Genomic DNA, 13,297 nt, shown 5'->3' with positions numbered 1-13,297 from the left:
CAGACGTGCCGCTTTCCGCACCGCCGCCGGACCCGGGACGTGCCGCCGCACCGGCCAGCGGCGGCGAGATGGGACGGGCGGGCGGGAACCGGGCCGGGGCGGCCGGCGTCGAACCGGCCATGAAACGGGGTATGCCCACCGCCGCGGCCGGCACGCTGGTCGCACTCGCCCTGCTCGCCGGCAGCACGACGGCGGCGAGACCGACGCCCGTCGCGCCGCCGGCGTCGCCGCAGCCACCCGCGCTCCGGCTGGTCTCCTTCGACTCCTGCGCCGAGGCGCTCGCCGGGCTGCGCGCCGCCGCCTCCGCGTCGGTCGGCCCGTGGGGCTTCTCCGCCGGCTGGCGCACCGGGGTCGCGCTCGACGCCGCCGAGGGGGCGGCGAAGGATGCCGCCGGCGCGCGGTCGGCCGCTCCGGCCGCCCCGCAGCACACCGGCACCAACAACCACGAGGCCGACGCGGACGAGCCGGACCTGGTCAAGACCGATGGCCGGCGGATCGTCACGGTCACCGGCAACGTGCTGCGGGTGGTCGACCCCGCCACCCGCCGGGTCACCGGCCGCCTCGACCTGGCCCGGACCACGCCGCCGGTCGGCTGGGCGCAGAACCTGCTGCTGCACGGCGACCGCGCCCTGGTGCTCGTCGCGGGCGCGCGGGTGTGGCCGGACATGGCGGCGACCCGGCCCGCCGGGCGGCACGACACCGACGCCCGGCTGCTCCTGGTCGACCTGACCGGAGCGCCCCGGGTGGCCGGCACATACCGCATCGAGGGCTCCCTGGCGGACGCCCGGCTGACCGGGAGCACGGCCCGGGTGGTGATCAGGTCACCCGCCCGGCTCTCCTTCCCGTACCCGGAACGGGCCACCGACGCGCAGCGGACGGCGAGCAACCGGGCGGTGATCGCGACCGCCGGGATCGACGCCTGGCTGCCGGCGTACGAGTGGACCGAGGGCGCGCTCCGGCACACCGGCCGGGTCGGCTGCGAGCGGCTGAGCCGCCCCAGCCGCTTCTCCGGGGTGTCGACGCTGACCGTGCTCAGCTTCGACCTGACCGCCGACCGGCTCGGCGACGGCGACCCGGTCAGCGTGGCCGCCGACGCGGACACCGTCTACGGCAACGGGCGGAGCCTCTATCTCGCCGGGCAACGGCCGCCGGCCGACCAACCCGGCTCGCCCCGGTGGGGTCGGCGGGCGCCCGAGCAGATCACCGACGTCTACCAGTTCGACACCGCCGCGCGGGGCCGCCCCCGGTACGCGGGCGCCGGCTCGGTGCCCGGCTGGCTGATCAACCAGTACGCGCTGTCGGAGTGGCAGGGGCACCTGCGGATCGCCACCACCGTCGAGGAGAGCCGGGCCGGCAGCGCGCGGTCGGAGTCCGGCGTGCACGTGCTGCGCCGGGAGGGTGAGGCGCTGGTGCCGGTCGGCGAGGTCAGTGGCCTGGGTCGGGGCGAGCGGATCTATTCGGTGCGTTTCCTCGGCGGCGTCGGCTACGTGGTCACGTTCCGGCAGACCGACCCGCTCTACTCGCTCGACCTGACCGATCCGGCCGCGCCCCGGGTCACCGGCGAGCTGAAGATCACCGGCTATTCGGGGTACCTGCACCCGCTGCCCGACGGGCGGCTGCTCGGCGTGGGGCAGGAGGCCGACGGCCGGGGACGGGTGCAGGGGCTCCAGGTCTCGCTCTTCGACGTCCGGGACCCGGCCCGACCGACCCGGCTCGACCGCTACCACGTGCCCGACGCCTACTCCGCGGTGGAGTTCGACCCGCACGCCTTCCTGCACCACCCGGACACCGGCCTGGTCGCCATCCCGGTCGACGACCACGTACGCCTGCTCCGGGTGACCGGCGACGCGATCGCCGCGGTCGGCACGGTGCGTCACCCCGGCGCGGCGGGCATGGTGAGCCGGTCGCTGCTGGTCGGCGACACGCTCTGGACCGTCTCCGAGGCGGGCCTGAGGGCCTCCGACCCGACCACCGCGCGGAGCCTCGCCTGGCTCCCCTCGACCTGATCCGCCCTCCCCACGGGTGGGGCCCGGTTTCTCGGGGACTCCGGGTCCCACCCGCGAGGGGTGTCAGAGGTACATGCCGGTGCGGTGCTCCCCGTCGTCCCGCTTGACCGGCTTGTCCCCCTCGCCGAAGAAGCGCTTGCCGCCGAACTCGCCGTGCAGCCGGTCGTCCAACTCGTCGGCGAGGCCGGTCATCACCTGCACGGCGAGCATCAGGTGGGTCGGCTGGAAGTTGCGGCCGAACACCGGGATGGACGCCCAGACGGTGTCGTCGGCGCAGTAGAGCCGGCCGATCGGCATCCGGTTGGTCAGTTCGGAGAGCTTGACGTAGAGCCGCTCGGTCGGCTCGACCTCGGTGAGCACCGGGGAGAAGACGTCGACCAGGGGCGGATTGTCGCGCACCCGGACGAAGACCATCGCCGAGCCGGCCCGGATGTTGATGTCGCCGTCCGAGTCGACCTGGAGCCGGTCGGAATCCGACTTCAGCATGGCCGACACCACCGTGCGGACCCGCTCGGCCAGCGCCAGCACGTCGCTCTCGCCGGACTTGCTCGCGGCGGCCGCGGCGGCCAACGCCTCGTCCAGGTCGGCTTCGACGTTCCGGTCCGGGCCGAACTCACTGCGCGCGGTGCCGAGCGGCTCGACCGGCAGCGGTTCCCCCTCGGCGTCGTGCACCAGGTAGACGAGGAAGGCGGGGTGCGGGGCGCCGTAGACGTCGCGCAGCGTCCGGGAGAGCAGCGCCGCCAGCCGGACGGCGTCGGCCGTCGAGGAGTCCAGCCCGAAGTACTCGCCGGAGCCCTCCACCACGCCCGGCGGTGACCAGCCGAGCGCGATCATGTCCGCCACCGCGTTGCGGTCCAGCCGGTAGCCCTGGGGCAGGCTGGCGTTGCCGACCGCCCGGGCGGCGAACGTCCCCTCCGGGCCGGCGTCCACGCTGATCGAGTAGATGGCGTCGCCGGTGCCGGAGGCGGTCGGGTCGAGGGTCACCTCCAGGTGCGCCCCGGCGGGCAGCGCCGCCAGCCGGTCGGCCAGCGCCCGGGCGAACTCCTGCCACGCCTGGGTCACCTTCGCCCGCAGGTCGGCCGTGCTCGGCTCGTCGAGCAGGATCGACTCGTGCTGCTCCGGCGTCCCGCCGGGCGGGCCACCGACCGGCGCCGAGGGGTGGTCAGCCGTCATGATCGCCTCCGTCCGTCAAGGTCACCCTACCCACGTCGCCCGGAGGTCGAATCAGCCCGGACCGGGATCGGACAGCGGCGGCCCCGCGGGCCGGGCCCGGGGGTCAGGCCGGGGTCTCGTCCGGGCGCCCGGCGCCGAGTTCGACCGGCCAGGCACCGGCCAGCGCGCCGAGCCGCCCGGCGGCGTCGGCCGGGTCCGCCCCGCGCCCGACGGCCAGCCCGAGTAGGTACGCGGTGACCGGGGCGCCCGGCCGCAGCACCTGGTGGGCGACGTCCCGGGCCAGGTCGAGCACCGCCGGCACCGGCACCTGGGCCGGGTCCAGGCCGAGTTCGGCACAGGCCGCCGTGACCCAGTCGTCCATCACCGTCATTGCACCCACTCCTCCGCCCGGCGTACGTCTGAGTCAGTGTCGCAGTCGAACCAGGGCGGGGGGCCGGGAGCGGACCAGGGCACCTCGCGGATGGTCAGCCCGCCCAGCAGCGCGCGGATCGGGGCGCCGGCCAGCCCCCGCCCGGCGGCGAGGCGGTCGACGGCGACCCGCAGCGGCGGCACCCGCCACACCCCGCAGAGGGTCTGCCGCCGCCCGTCCGCGTCCACGAAGCAGGCGCCGTCGGCCACGGCGCCCGGCCGGCCCGGCTCGGCGTCGAGGCGGCGCAGCAGGTGCCCGACCGCCTCCCGGGTGAGCAGCGGCAGGTCGCCGGCGAGCAGCGCGACGACCGGGGTGTCGGGGTCGAGCCGGGCCAGCCCGGCGGCCGTGGCGGCGACCGGCCCGCCGCCGGGCGGCTCCTCCCGGGTCACCTGGACGCCGTCGGGCACCGGCCCGACCGGCCCGACCAGGACGCGCGGGGCGGCGTCGGCGACGGCGGCCAGCACCCGGTCGCGCATCGGGCGGCCGCCGACCGGGCGGGCGGGTTTGTCCACCCCGCCCATCCGGCGCGCCGCGCCGCCCGCGAGCACCACCGCCGCGTACGCCGTCATCAGGCCACGGTAGCGGTGCGGGCGGTTCGGCGGGCGGGGCAGGATGGCGGGATGGGACGGGCGACTGATCGCCGGAGTGTGCTCCGGATCGACCTCGACGCGGCGACTGACGGGCGGCCCGCCGCCACCCGGCGGCGGGACAGCCTGAGCGGGGAGGAGCCGCTGGAGATCCGGGTCGGCCCGGCCGGCCCGGGGCGACGGCGGCCGCTGGCGGTGACCATGCGGACGCCCGGTGACGACCTGGACCTGGCGATCGGCTTCCTGCTGACCGAGGGGCTGATCCGGTCGGCGGACGACGTGCACACCGCGCAACTCTGCGCCGGGGCGGAGACGCCCAACACCTACAACGTGGTGGACGTGACGCTGGCGCCCGGCGTGCCGGAGCCGGAGACCGACCCGTCCCGGAACTTCTACACCACCAGCTCCTGCGGGGTGTGCGGCAAGGCGAGCATCGAGTCGGTGCGTACCCGGTCGATCTTCGCGGTGGCCGACGACCCGGTCGCCGTGCCGGCGGCGGTCCTGGCCGGGCTGCCGGACCGGTTGCGCGCGGCGCAGAAGGGCTTCGACCGCACCGGCGGCCTGCACGCGGCCGGCCTCTTCACCGCCGACGGCGAGCTGGTGGTGCTGCGCGAGGACGTGGGCCGGCACAACGCGGTGGACAAGGTGGTCGGCTGGGCCGTCCGGGAACGGCGGTTGCCGCTGGCCGGGCACGTGCTGCTGGTCTCCGGACGGGCGAGCTTCGAGCTGACCCAGAAGGCGTGGATGGCCGGGGTGCCGCTACTGGCGGCGGTCTCCGCGCCGAGCACGCTCGCCGCCGACCTGGCCGAGGAGGCCGGGCTGACCCTGGTCGGCTTCCTGCGCGGCCGGACCATGAACGTCTACGCCCACCCGCACCGGGTCACGCTCGGCTGACCGGCCGGCCCGCCCGCACGGCAGGTCGGCGACCTGGCGGTATACCGGTCAGCGGGTCACCGCCAGATCGGCGGAACGGCGTCGATCAGCGCTGGCTGAACGCGTCGAACAGCCCCAGCCGGAAGGCGGCGTCGCGGGCCAGCAGGAACCCGGCGATGCCGAGCACCCAGCCCAGCGCGCTGCCGGAGGTCCGGATGATCCACGCGTTCAGCCGGGCCAGCACCGGCTCGATCCGGGTCGGCCAGGCCACCCGGGCGGCCAGCAGCAGCACCGCCGGCACCACCATGACCAGGCAGTAGCCGGCGAGCAGCGCCACCACCGCCACCGCGCCCAGCCCGGAGGTGGTCAGCAGACCCAGCGCGCCGAGGTACGGCAGCATCGTCGCCACCTCGGCCAGCGCGGCGAGCAGCGCCAGCCCGACCAGCCAGCGGGCCGAGGCGTCACCGGAGGTGGCCCGGTCCCGCCAGCGCAGCACCGCACCCCCGCCCGGCCGGCGGCGCTTGCCGTCGTAGCGGAAGCTCAGCACGAACAGCCCGACCCCGAGCGCGAGCTGCGCCCAGAGCACCGGCCGGTTGTCCAGCGCGCCGCCGAGCGCGTCGGCCAGCCGGCTACCGCCCCAGACCAGCAGCAGCCCGACCGCGAAGTAGAAGCCGGCGATCGTGCCGAGGTAGGTCAGGATCCGCCGGGCGTTGACCGGGCCGGGCGTGAGCAGCAACCACACCGGAATGAAGAGGGTGCCGATGCTGGTGCTGTCGACCAGCGCCAGACCCGCGAGCGCGAGCAGCAGACCGATGCTCATGACAGACCACTGAGGAGTACGGCCACCTGATCATTCTCCAGAGTCCCCCGGACGGTCGACTCGCCCCGCAGGAGGATCGGCGCGTCCTTCCCGGGATGGAGGAGCGGCTATCCGCGCGGTCGCGCCCAGTTGGTGAACCGCTCGGCCAGCGCGACCGGCGGTGTGGCGTGGTCCGGCCCGGCGAGCTCCGCGGTCGCCTCGGCCTGGAGGGTGGCGAGGTGGACCAGCAGCGCCACCGGGTCGGTCCGGTACTCGGCGAGCAGGCGCAGCTTGGCCGCCGAACACGGCCAGGCGATCCCGCACGCCTGGCAGCGCCAGGTCGGCCGGGTGGGCAGGTGGTCACGGGACCGGCGGCTCACAGGCTCACCACGCGTACGACGCGGACCCGGTCGACCCGGACGAAGGCGAAGCGCGCGCGGACGGCCAGCGACCCGTCCTCGCGTACGTCGTGCCCGCGGACCTCCGCCCAGATGTGCCCCTCGAACGGCCCGCGACTGAGGATCTCGGTGACGTGCAGCGTGAGCGGCCCGGTGCCGAACCGGTAGGAGTCCTCGGGCACCCGGATCGTGCTGCCGACGGTCAGGCTCACCACCGACCCCCGTTCGCCCGCCACCGCTGGGCCGGAGTCAGGTTCCCCGCCCGACCCGGGCCGGCGGTCGGGAGCACGGCCGTTGGCTGTGCCCAGTTCGGTCGCTCGTTCCGGGGCACCCGGAGCGGAGTTGGTGCCGGGGCGGGCTTACGGCGCCAGAACGTGAGTCGCACGGGTACCTCCCTCGTGATGTGGAAGGGGGCCGCCCCGCCCCTCGCCGAGGCGGCCCCGGAGCACGACCATCGAGTTCGGGTCCTCCGCCGGCCGCGCCTCCAGATGCCACCTTGCCGACTGTTGTTGAACGAGCACACTGCGTTGCACTATGTACTTCGGACGTACGGGACGTTCGATGAAGGGTTGGGGATGAATCGTGCGGTGAAGGCCGCTATGGCCGAAGCCGGGGAGACTGCCGAGAGCCTTGCAGCTCAGATCGGTGTTGATCCGAAGACGGCAGCACGCTGGGTGAGCCACGGACGAATCCCACAGACCCGACATCGCGCCCAGGTAGCGGCCATCCTGAAGAAGGACGTTGTTGAGTTGTGGCCGGACGTGCTGAAGCGACGAGAGCCGGCCTGGTTCCGGCCGTGGACCGACATCGAGCGCGACGCGATCGGCCTGCGGTGCTACGAGTCAGCCGTCATCCCGGGGCTCCTCCAGACCGAGGCTTACGCCAGCGCCGTCCTCGCCAGCAGCCCGCTGATTTCGGAGGCGGAGAGCTACGTCGACACGCGACTTCGTCGGCAGGCCGCAGTCTTCGACCAGCCCCGCCCACCGCTGGCGGTCTTCGTGATCGACGAGGCGGCGCTACGCCGCGGCGACGCCGAACTCATGCACCCGCAACTCGATCACCTGGTAGCAATGGCACAGCGACCGAACATCCTGGTGCACATCGTTCCCCTGGACGCGGGCTTGCACCCAGGTCAGGCGGGACCGTTCGTCATAGCGACCACGCCCGACGGTGAGGACGTCGGCTACCTCGACGATCAAGCGGCTGGGCGCATCACAAATGACGTTGCTCCGCTTTGGGCGGTCTGGGATACCGTCAGGTCGGTAGCGCTTCCGCGAAACCAGTCCATCGACTTCATGAGAGCGCGAGCATGGCTGACCTGACCGGCGCCCGTTGGCGCAAGAGCGCCCGTAGCAGCTCAAACGGCGGCAACTGCGTGGAGGTCGCCGACAATTTGCCCGGCGTGGTCGCCGTTCGTGACTCCAAGGACCCGTCCGGTCCCTGCCTGGCCTTCACGCCCGCCGCCTGGCGTTCCTTCATCGGTCAGGTCACCGATCGGGCGTAGCGGCAGAACCCTGCACCCGTCCCACGACCAGCACGAAGGCTCCAGCCAAGGGTTCTCTCAGTCGAGCGCGAGGATGCTCCACTTCTCAGGCAGGACGGCGGCGGCAGCGGCCGGCCTGGCGGTGGCGACGTGCGCCTCGTACGCGAGGGCGGCCCGCGCGGCGTGGCCCAGCGCGATGTCACCCCCGGCAGCCCGAGCGAGTACGCCCGTCTCCCGCGCGTCGTCACCGGAGAGCGGCAGCATCCGTACGACAGGCGCGGTCATCAGCAGCGCGAGGAGTGCGGCACCGATCTCGCTCGACGTGGCGGCGTGGGCGGCGGCCAGGCAGGCGGCCGGCACGGCGACCTGCCGACCCTCCTCGGCGACCTCGGCTATCAGCTCGCCGACGGCGGCCCGGCCCTCGACGTACGACAGCAGCGCGGAGGCGTCCAGGACGACCGCGACGTCCCGGCTCACGCGACGTCCCCCAGCATCCGCCGGCCCTCGGCCAGCGCCTCGTCCGGGATCGGCTCGGCCAGGCGCTCGCGCCACCGTGCCTTGCCGGCCTCGGTGACCTCGATTCCCGCCCGGCGCAGGGCCTCATCGAGCTGTGCGCCCGCCATCTGGGCCCGGACGGCGGCGGTGATCGCGGCGGACACGTTCGGCTGCCGGTCGAGCCACTCGGCGACGTCATCGGGCAGGCTGACGGAACGCTTCGACGTCATGGCGGAAAGTCTAGCCGTCTCGGTAGTACCGCCGGTGGCACCGCCCGCTCAGCGGACGCCACGACGGCTCCGCTTGCGCCGGCGGACCACCCCGGGCATCCCCACCGCCGGCCAGCCGTCCAGCTCCGACGGCGGTACGCCCCGGCGGAGCAGGTCGTCCAGGAGCGCCGCGAGGGAGTAGTCGGGGTGCTCGGTCAGCGCCCGCTCCAGCGCCACCGCCGCCAGTGCCCCCTGCCCGGCCCGCCAGGCGGCGAACGCGAGCAGGCTCGCCGGCGCGGCGATCAGCTCCGGCTCGGCCCGGCGCAGCACGTCGGTCCAGAGGGCGATGTCCTCGTCCCGCCCGTCGGTGCGCTCCCAGGCGTGGTCGCGTACCGGCAGGTGGGTCAGGAGCAGGCTCAACCAGGCCACCTCGTCGTCGGTGAGCCGCTCGCCACGCCGCTGCCGCCGCAGCGCCGCCCGGACGGCCGCCACGCCGGCCGCGCGGAGCGACCGCCCGCCGAGCAGGTCGGCTGCGGGAGCCTTGGCGATTAGCTCGGTCAGCCGCCGTTCGGCGCGGGCGGCGGCCCGGCGCATCGCCACCCGGACCGGGCCACCGGCCGGGGCCACCTGCGCGATCAGGGCGGCCCGGTCGGGCAGGGCGACCTGGCCGGCGAAGACCGCGGCGGCGGGCACCTCGCTGGCGCCCGGGTCGTACGGGGTGCCGTCGGGCGGGCAGCACTCCGGCTCGGCGCAGACGTACGACCACCACCGGCCGTCGGTGACCCGGAGCGCGTCGAGCACGGTGAGCCCGGCCTCGGCCAGCGCCGCCCGCACCGCGTCGACGGCCGGGGTGACCCGACTCGCCGGACCGAAGCCCAGCACGGTGGCGGACTCGGCGTGCTGGCGGGCGATCACCTCGGCGAGGTGCCGGGCCGGCGATGCCGGGTCGACGGCCGGCCCGGGCAGGTCGGCCCGGGCGGCGAAGGTGATCCGCCGGCCGTGCATGGCCACCACGACCACGCTGTCGGCGGGGTGGAAGCCGAGCAGGTAGGGCACGGCGGCGATGAGGTCGGCGGGGGAACGGACGGCGAGCCGCGGGCGGTCGGTCGAGGTCATGCCCGCAGCCTGCGATCCGGCGGCCCGGCCCGGCAGCCCCTGTGGACGACACGCCGTTCATCCACAGCTACCCACCGTATCGACCCTGCTCACCACGATCCGCCACCTGTCCCCCAGGCGCCGGTTCCGCGAGATCTTGGTGGGAAACGGCCCCTGGAGGGGCCGAAATCCTCCAAGATCCGGGGAGAACCTGCGGTCACCCGGACGCGATGCGGGGCGGGCGGGCGCGCGGGCGGCGGCGAGCGACTACCTTGCGCTCATGGACCTGGCGTACCTGCGGGCGCACCCGTCCCACCTGCCGACCTTCCTGACCCACCAGCGGATCCGGGAGACGCCGGTGGCCGGGGGCGACATCTGTGCCGCCTCCCGGCTGACCCTGGACGACGGTCACTCGATCTTCGCCAAGACCTGGCCGGAGCGGGCCGGGCGGCCGGCGCCGAAGGGCTTCTTCGCCACCGAGGCCGCCGGCCTGCGCTGGCTGCGCGAGGCCGGCACGGTGGCCGTACCGGAGGTGCTCGTGGCGCTGCCGGAGCTGCTGGCGCTGGAATGGGTCGAGCCCGGTGAGCCGAGCGCCGAGGCGGCCGAGCGCTTCGGCCGCGAGCTGGCCGGGCTGCACCGGGCCGGAGCGCCGGCCTTCGGGGCCGACTGGCCCGGCTTCATCGGGGCGCTCCCGGCGGACAACACCCCCGATCCCGGCCCGTGGTCGAGCTGGTTCGCCCGCCGCCGGCTGCTGCCGTACCTGCGCCGCTCGGTCGACGGCGGGGCGCTGACCGGCGCCGAGGTCGCCCTGGTCGAGGAGGTGGCCGAGCGGATCGGCGAGTTCGGCGGCGACGAGCCGCCGGCCCGGATCCACGGCGACCTGTGGCCGGGCAACGTGCTCTGGGGCGCCGACGACCGGGCCTGGCTGGTCGACCCGGCGGCGCACGGCGGGCACCGGGAGACCGACCTGGCCCAGCTGGCCCTCTTCGGCGGCGCACCGCACCTGGACCGGATCCTCGCCGCATACGACGAGGCGTGGCCGCTGGCCGACGGATGGCGGGACCGGGTGCCGCTGCACCAGCTCCACCTGCTGCTCGTGCACACCGCCCTGTTCGGCGCCGCGTACCGCGATGCGGTCACCCGGGCCGCCCGGACCGCCCTCGGCGGGCTCGCGCGCGCTACCGTCGACAGGTGACCGCCGCCCGGCCGACCGACGGCCTCCTCGTCGACCGGTACGGCCGCGTCGCCCGGGACCTGCGGGTCTCCCTCACCGACAAGTGCAACCTGCGCTGCACCTACTGCATGCCGGCCGAGGGCCTGCCCTGGCTCGCCGGCCCGCAACTGCTCACCGACGCGGAGATCGTCCGGCTGGTCCGGGTCGCGGTGCGCGACCTCGGCGTCACCGAGGTGCGCTTCACCGGCGGCGAGCCGCTGATCCGGCCCGGGCTGGTCGACATCGTCGCCGAGGTCGCGGCGCTCGAACCGCGCCCGCGGATCTCGCTGACCACCAACGGCATCGGGTTGGGCCGGCTCGCCCCGACGCTGCGGGCCGCCGGGCTCGACCGGGTGAACGTCTCGCTGGACACCCTCGACGCCGACCGGTTCGCCCGGTTGACCCGCCGGCCCCGGCTCGCCGACGTGCTGGCCGGCCTGGCCGGTGCCGTCGAGGCGGGGCTCACCCCGGTGAAGGTCAACGCGGTGCTGATGCGCGGCGTGAACGACGACGAGGCGCCCGCGCTGCTCCGCTTCGCCCTCGACCACGGCTACGAGCTGCGGTTCATCGAGCAGATGCCGCTGGACGCGCAGCACGGCTGGGACCGGTCCGCGATGGTCACCGCGGAGGAGATCCTCGCCGCCCTGCGTACCACCTTCGACCTGCGGCCCGACCCGGGCGAACGCGGCGCGGCGCCGGCCGAGACCTGGCTGGTCGACGGCGGCCCGGCCCGCGTCGGCGTGATCGCCAGCGTCACCCGGCCGTTCTGCGGCGACTGCGACCGCACCCGGCTCACCGCCGACGGCCAGGTGCGGGCGTGCCTGTTCGCCACCGAGGAGTCCGACCTGCGCGGGGCGCTGCGGGCCGGGGCGGACGACGCCGAGATCGCCCGGCGGTGGCGCACCGCGATGTGGGGCAAGCGGGCCGGCCACGGCATCGACGACCCGACGTTCCTGCAACCCGCCCGGCCGATGTCGGCCATCGGAGGCTGAACCGTGACCGACCCGACCCGGCCGGCCGCCGGGCCCGCGCCGCTGACCGTGCGCTACTTCGCCGGGGCGCGCGCCGCGGCCGGCCGCACCGAGGAGACCGTGACCGCCGGGCGCTCCCTCGACGACCTCGTCAACGAGTTGGGGCAGCGGCACGGCGACCGGCTCGCCGCCGTGTTGCGGGCGGCGAGTTTCCTGGTGGACGGCGTGGCCTGCCATGATCGTCAGGTGCCGTTGCCGGCCGGGGCCACGATCGACGTGCTGCCCCCCTTCGCCGGCGGCTGAGGGAGGCGCACATGCTCGCCGTTCTGGGGTTCGTGGGAACCCTGGCGCTGGTCACCGGCCTGATCCACCTCTACCTGTGGAAGCGGCTGGTGCGGGACACCACGGTGCCCGGCCGCTGGCGGCGGGTCGGCGGGATCACCATGCTCGTGCTGGCGCTGCTGGTGCCGGCCACCCTGGTCGGCACCCAGGCCGGGCTCTACTGGCTGGCGTGGCCCGGCTACCTCTGGCTCGCCGTGATGTTCTACCTGCTGGTCCTGCTCGTCGCGCTGGAAGTGCCGATGCTGGTGACCCGGCTGGTGTCGCGCCGCCGGGTGGCCGCGGCCGAGCCGACCGCCGCCGCGCCCGAGCCGGTCCTGGTCGGCGCGGCGGGCCCGGCCGACCCGCCGGCCGCCGGCGCCGTCGGGCAACCGGACCACGACCCGGCCCGGCGGCTGCTGCTGGCCCGGGGGGCGGCGATCTTCGCCGGGCTCACCGCCACCGGCCTCACCGGGTACGGCGTGCGCACCGCACTCGGCCCGCCGCAGCTGGACCGGGTGCGGATCCCGCTGGCAAAGCTGCCGCGGAGCATGGACGGGCTGCGCATCGCCACCGTCTCCGACATCCACCTCGGGCCGCTGCGCGGCCGGGCGCACACCGAGCGGATCGTGGCCGCCATCAACCGCCTGGACGCCGATCTCGTCGCGGTCGTCGGCGACCTGGTCGACGGCTCGGTCGCCGAACTGGGCGAGGCCGCCGCGCCGCTGCGGGACCTGCGCTCCCGGCACGGCAGCTACTTCGTCACCGGCAACCACGAGTACTACTCCGGGGTCGAGGAGTGGGTGCAGGAGCTGGACCGGCTGGGGCTGCGGGTGCTGCAGAACGAGCGGCGGGAGATCCAGGCCCGCGGCGGCGTGCTCGACCTGGCCGGGGTCAACGACGTCACCGCCGCCGGCACCGGGCTGGCCGCGCCGGCCGACTACGCGGCGGCGCTCGGCGACCGGGACCCGTCCCGGCCGGTGGTGCTGCTGGCCCACCAGCCGGTCGCCGCCGTGGAGGCGGCGAAGTTCGGCGTCGACCTGCAACTGTCCGGGCACACCCACGGCGGCCAGATCGTCCCGTTCAACCTGCTGGTCAAGCTCCAGCAGCCGGTGGTCTCCGGCCTCGGCGAGGTCGACGGCACCAAGGTGTACGTCACCAACGGCGCCGGCTTCTGGGGCCCGCCGGTCCGGGTCGGCGCCGAGCCGCAGATCACCCTGGTCGAGCTGCGCTCGGCATAGCGCAGTTCACGCCCGAGCGTGGCGGCG

At 75.2% G+C, this 13,297-nt stretch carries 17 protein-coding genes; 8 read left to right on the top strand and 9 right to left on the bottom strand.

What is annotated here, in order from left to right; translation table 11 throughout:
• Positions 1 to 119: 119 nt before the first annotated feature.
• Positions 120 to 2,006, top strand: a complete 1,887-nt coding sequence (locus AC1WTP_RS16200; protein WP_481650086.1) for a beta-propeller domain-containing protein — start codon at positions 120 to 122, stop codon at positions 2,004 to 2,006.
• Between the two features lie 63 nt (positions 2,007 to 2,069).
• Here the strand turns inward: AC1WTP_RS16200 and AC1WTP_RS16195 are convergent, their stop codons facing one another.
• The 3 genes from AC1WTP_RS16195 to mobA form a co-directional block, all read right to left on the bottom strand.
• Entirely contained in the window at positions 2,070 to 3,179 is a 1,110-nt protein-coding gene (locus AC1WTP_RS16195; RefSeq protein ID WP_481650085.1) for a T3SS (YopN, CesT) and YbjN peptide-binding chaperone 1, read from the bottom strand.
• A 103-nt stretch (positions 3,180 to 3,282) separates the two neighbouring features.
• A complete protein-coding gene (locus tag AC1WTP_RS16190; RefSeq protein WP_481650084.1) occupies positions 3,283 to 3,549 on the bottom strand; it encodes a DUF6457 domain-containing protein in 267 nt (88 codons plus the stop codon).
• Positions 3,546 to 4,157: a molybdenum cofactor guanylyltransferase gene (gene mobA / locus AC1WTP_RS16185; RefSeq protein WP_481650083.1), complete on the bottom strand. Its 612-nt coding sequence runs from the start codon at positions 4,155 to 4,157 to the stop codon at positions 3,546 to 3,548. The genes AC1WTP_RS16190 and mobA overlap by 4 nt, the downstream gene beginning before the upstream one ends.
• A gap of 51 nt (positions 4,158 to 4,208) precedes the next feature.
• On the opposite strand from mobA, the gene fdhD reads away from it, so the two are divergent.
• Positions 4,209 to 5,069, top strand: a complete 861-nt coding sequence (fdhD, locus tag AC1WTP_RS16180) for a formate dehydrogenase accessory sulfurtransferase FdhD (protein ID WP_481650082.1) — start codon at positions 4,209 to 4,211, stop codon at positions 5,067 to 5,069.
• Positions 5,070 to 5,154: 85 nt separating this feature from the next.
• Here fdhD and AC1WTP_RS16175 read toward each other — a convergent pair whose 3' ends face one another.
• The 3 genes from AC1WTP_RS16175 to AC1WTP_RS16165 form a co-directional block, all read right to left on the bottom strand.
• Positions 5,155 to 5,868, bottom strand: coding sequence for a GAP family protein (locus tag AC1WTP_RS16175; RefSeq protein WP_481650081.1), 714 nt, complete (start codon positions 5,866 to 5,868; stop codon positions 5,155 to 5,157).
• A gap of 107 nt (positions 5,869 to 5,975) precedes the next feature.
• Positions 5,976 to 6,227: a flavin reductase gene (locus tag AC1WTP_RS16170; RefSeq protein WP_481650080.1), complete on the bottom strand. Its 252-nt coding sequence runs from the start codon at positions 6,225 to 6,227 to the stop codon at positions 5,976 to 5,978.
• Entirely contained in the window at positions 6,224 to 6,457 is a 234-nt protein-coding gene (locus AC1WTP_RS16165) for a hypothetical protein (RefSeq protein WP_481650079.1), read from the bottom strand. The genes AC1WTP_RS16170 and AC1WTP_RS16165 overlap by 4 nt, the downstream gene beginning before the upstream one ends.
• A 363-nt stretch (positions 6,458 to 6,820) precedes the next feature.
• Here AC1WTP_RS16165 and AC1WTP_RS16160 point away from each other — a divergent pair, with 363 nt between their 5' ends.
• The gene (locus AC1WTP_RS16160; protein WP_481650078.1) at positions 6,821 to 7,567 is read left to right on the top strand and encodes a DUF5753 domain-containing protein; all 747 of its coding nucleotides are present in this window, start codon (positions 6,821 to 6,823) and stop codon (positions 7,565 to 7,567) included.
• Positions 7,555 to 7,749, top strand: a complete 195-nt coding sequence (locus tag AC1WTP_RS16155; RefSeq protein ID WP_481650077.1) for a DUF397 domain-containing protein — start codon at positions 7,555 to 7,557, stop codon at positions 7,747 to 7,749. The genes AC1WTP_RS16160 and AC1WTP_RS16155 overlap by 13 nt, the downstream gene beginning before the upstream one ends.
• A gap of 57 nt (positions 7,750 to 7,806) precedes the next feature.
• Here the strand turns inward: AC1WTP_RS16155 and AC1WTP_RS16150 are convergent, their stop codons facing one another.
• From AC1WTP_RS16150 to AC1WTP_RS16140, 3 genes are read right to left on the bottom strand one after another with little or no spacing between them, the layout of a single operon-like run.
• Positions 7,807 to 8,205, bottom strand: a complete 399-nt coding sequence (locus tag AC1WTP_RS16150) for a hypothetical protein (protein ID WP_481650076.1) — start codon at positions 8,203 to 8,205, stop codon at positions 7,807 to 7,809.
• Positions 8,202 to 8,453, bottom strand: coding sequence for a hypothetical protein (locus AC1WTP_RS16145; RefSeq protein ID WP_481650075.1), 252 nt, complete (start codon positions 8,451 to 8,453; stop codon positions 8,202 to 8,204). Before AC1WTP_RS16145 ends, AC1WTP_RS16150 begins: the two co-directional genes overlap by 4 nt.
• Positions 8,454 to 8,501: 48 nt before the next feature.
• A complete protein-coding gene (locus tag AC1WTP_RS16140) occupies positions 8,502 to 9,548 on the bottom strand; it encodes a DUF4192 domain-containing protein (RefSeq protein ID WP_481650074.1) in 1,047 nt (348 codons plus the stop codon).
• A 259-nt stretch (positions 9,549 to 9,807) separates the two neighbouring features.
• On the opposite strand from AC1WTP_RS16140, the gene AC1WTP_RS16135 reads away from it, so the two are divergent.
• Genes AC1WTP_RS16135 through AC1WTP_RS16120 form a run of 4 tightly spaced genes read left to right on the top strand, consistent with a single transcriptional unit; the run spans position 9,808 to position 13,270 of the window.
• Positions 9,808 to 10,722 carry a fructosamine kinase family protein gene (locus AC1WTP_RS16135; protein ID WP_481650073.1) on the top strand — a complete coding sequence of 305 codons (915 nt, stop codon included), beginning with the start codon at positions 9,808 to 9,810 and terminating at the stop codon, positions 10,720 to 10,722.
• Positions 10,719 to 11,732: a GTP 3',8-cyclase MoaA gene (gene moaA, locus AC1WTP_RS16130; protein ID WP_481650072.1), complete on the top strand. Its 1,014-nt coding sequence runs from the start codon at positions 10,719 to 10,721 to the stop codon at positions 11,730 to 11,732. The genes AC1WTP_RS16135 and moaA overlap by 4 nt, the downstream gene beginning before the upstream one ends.
• 3 nt (positions 11,733 to 11,735) lie before the next feature.
• Positions 11,736 to 12,014, top strand: a complete 279-nt coding sequence (locus tag AC1WTP_RS16125; protein ID WP_481650071.1) for a MoaD/ThiS family protein — start codon at positions 11,736 to 11,738, stop codon at positions 12,012 to 12,014.
• Between the two features lie 11 nt (positions 12,015 to 12,025).
• Positions 12,026 to 13,270 carry a metallophosphoesterase gene (locus AC1WTP_RS16120; protein WP_481650070.1) on the top strand — a complete coding sequence of 415 codons (1,245 nt, stop codon included), beginning with the start codon at positions 12,026 to 12,028 and terminating at the stop codon, positions 13,268 to 13,270.
• The last annotated feature ends 27 nt before the right edge of the window (positions 13,271 to 13,297 follow it).

The sequence above is a fragment of the Micromonospora sp. R311 genome (assembly GCF_056780015.1).
The sequence above is the reverse complement of the archived record's forward strand: the minus strand, read 5'-3'. Positions and strand labels throughout refer to the sequence as shown.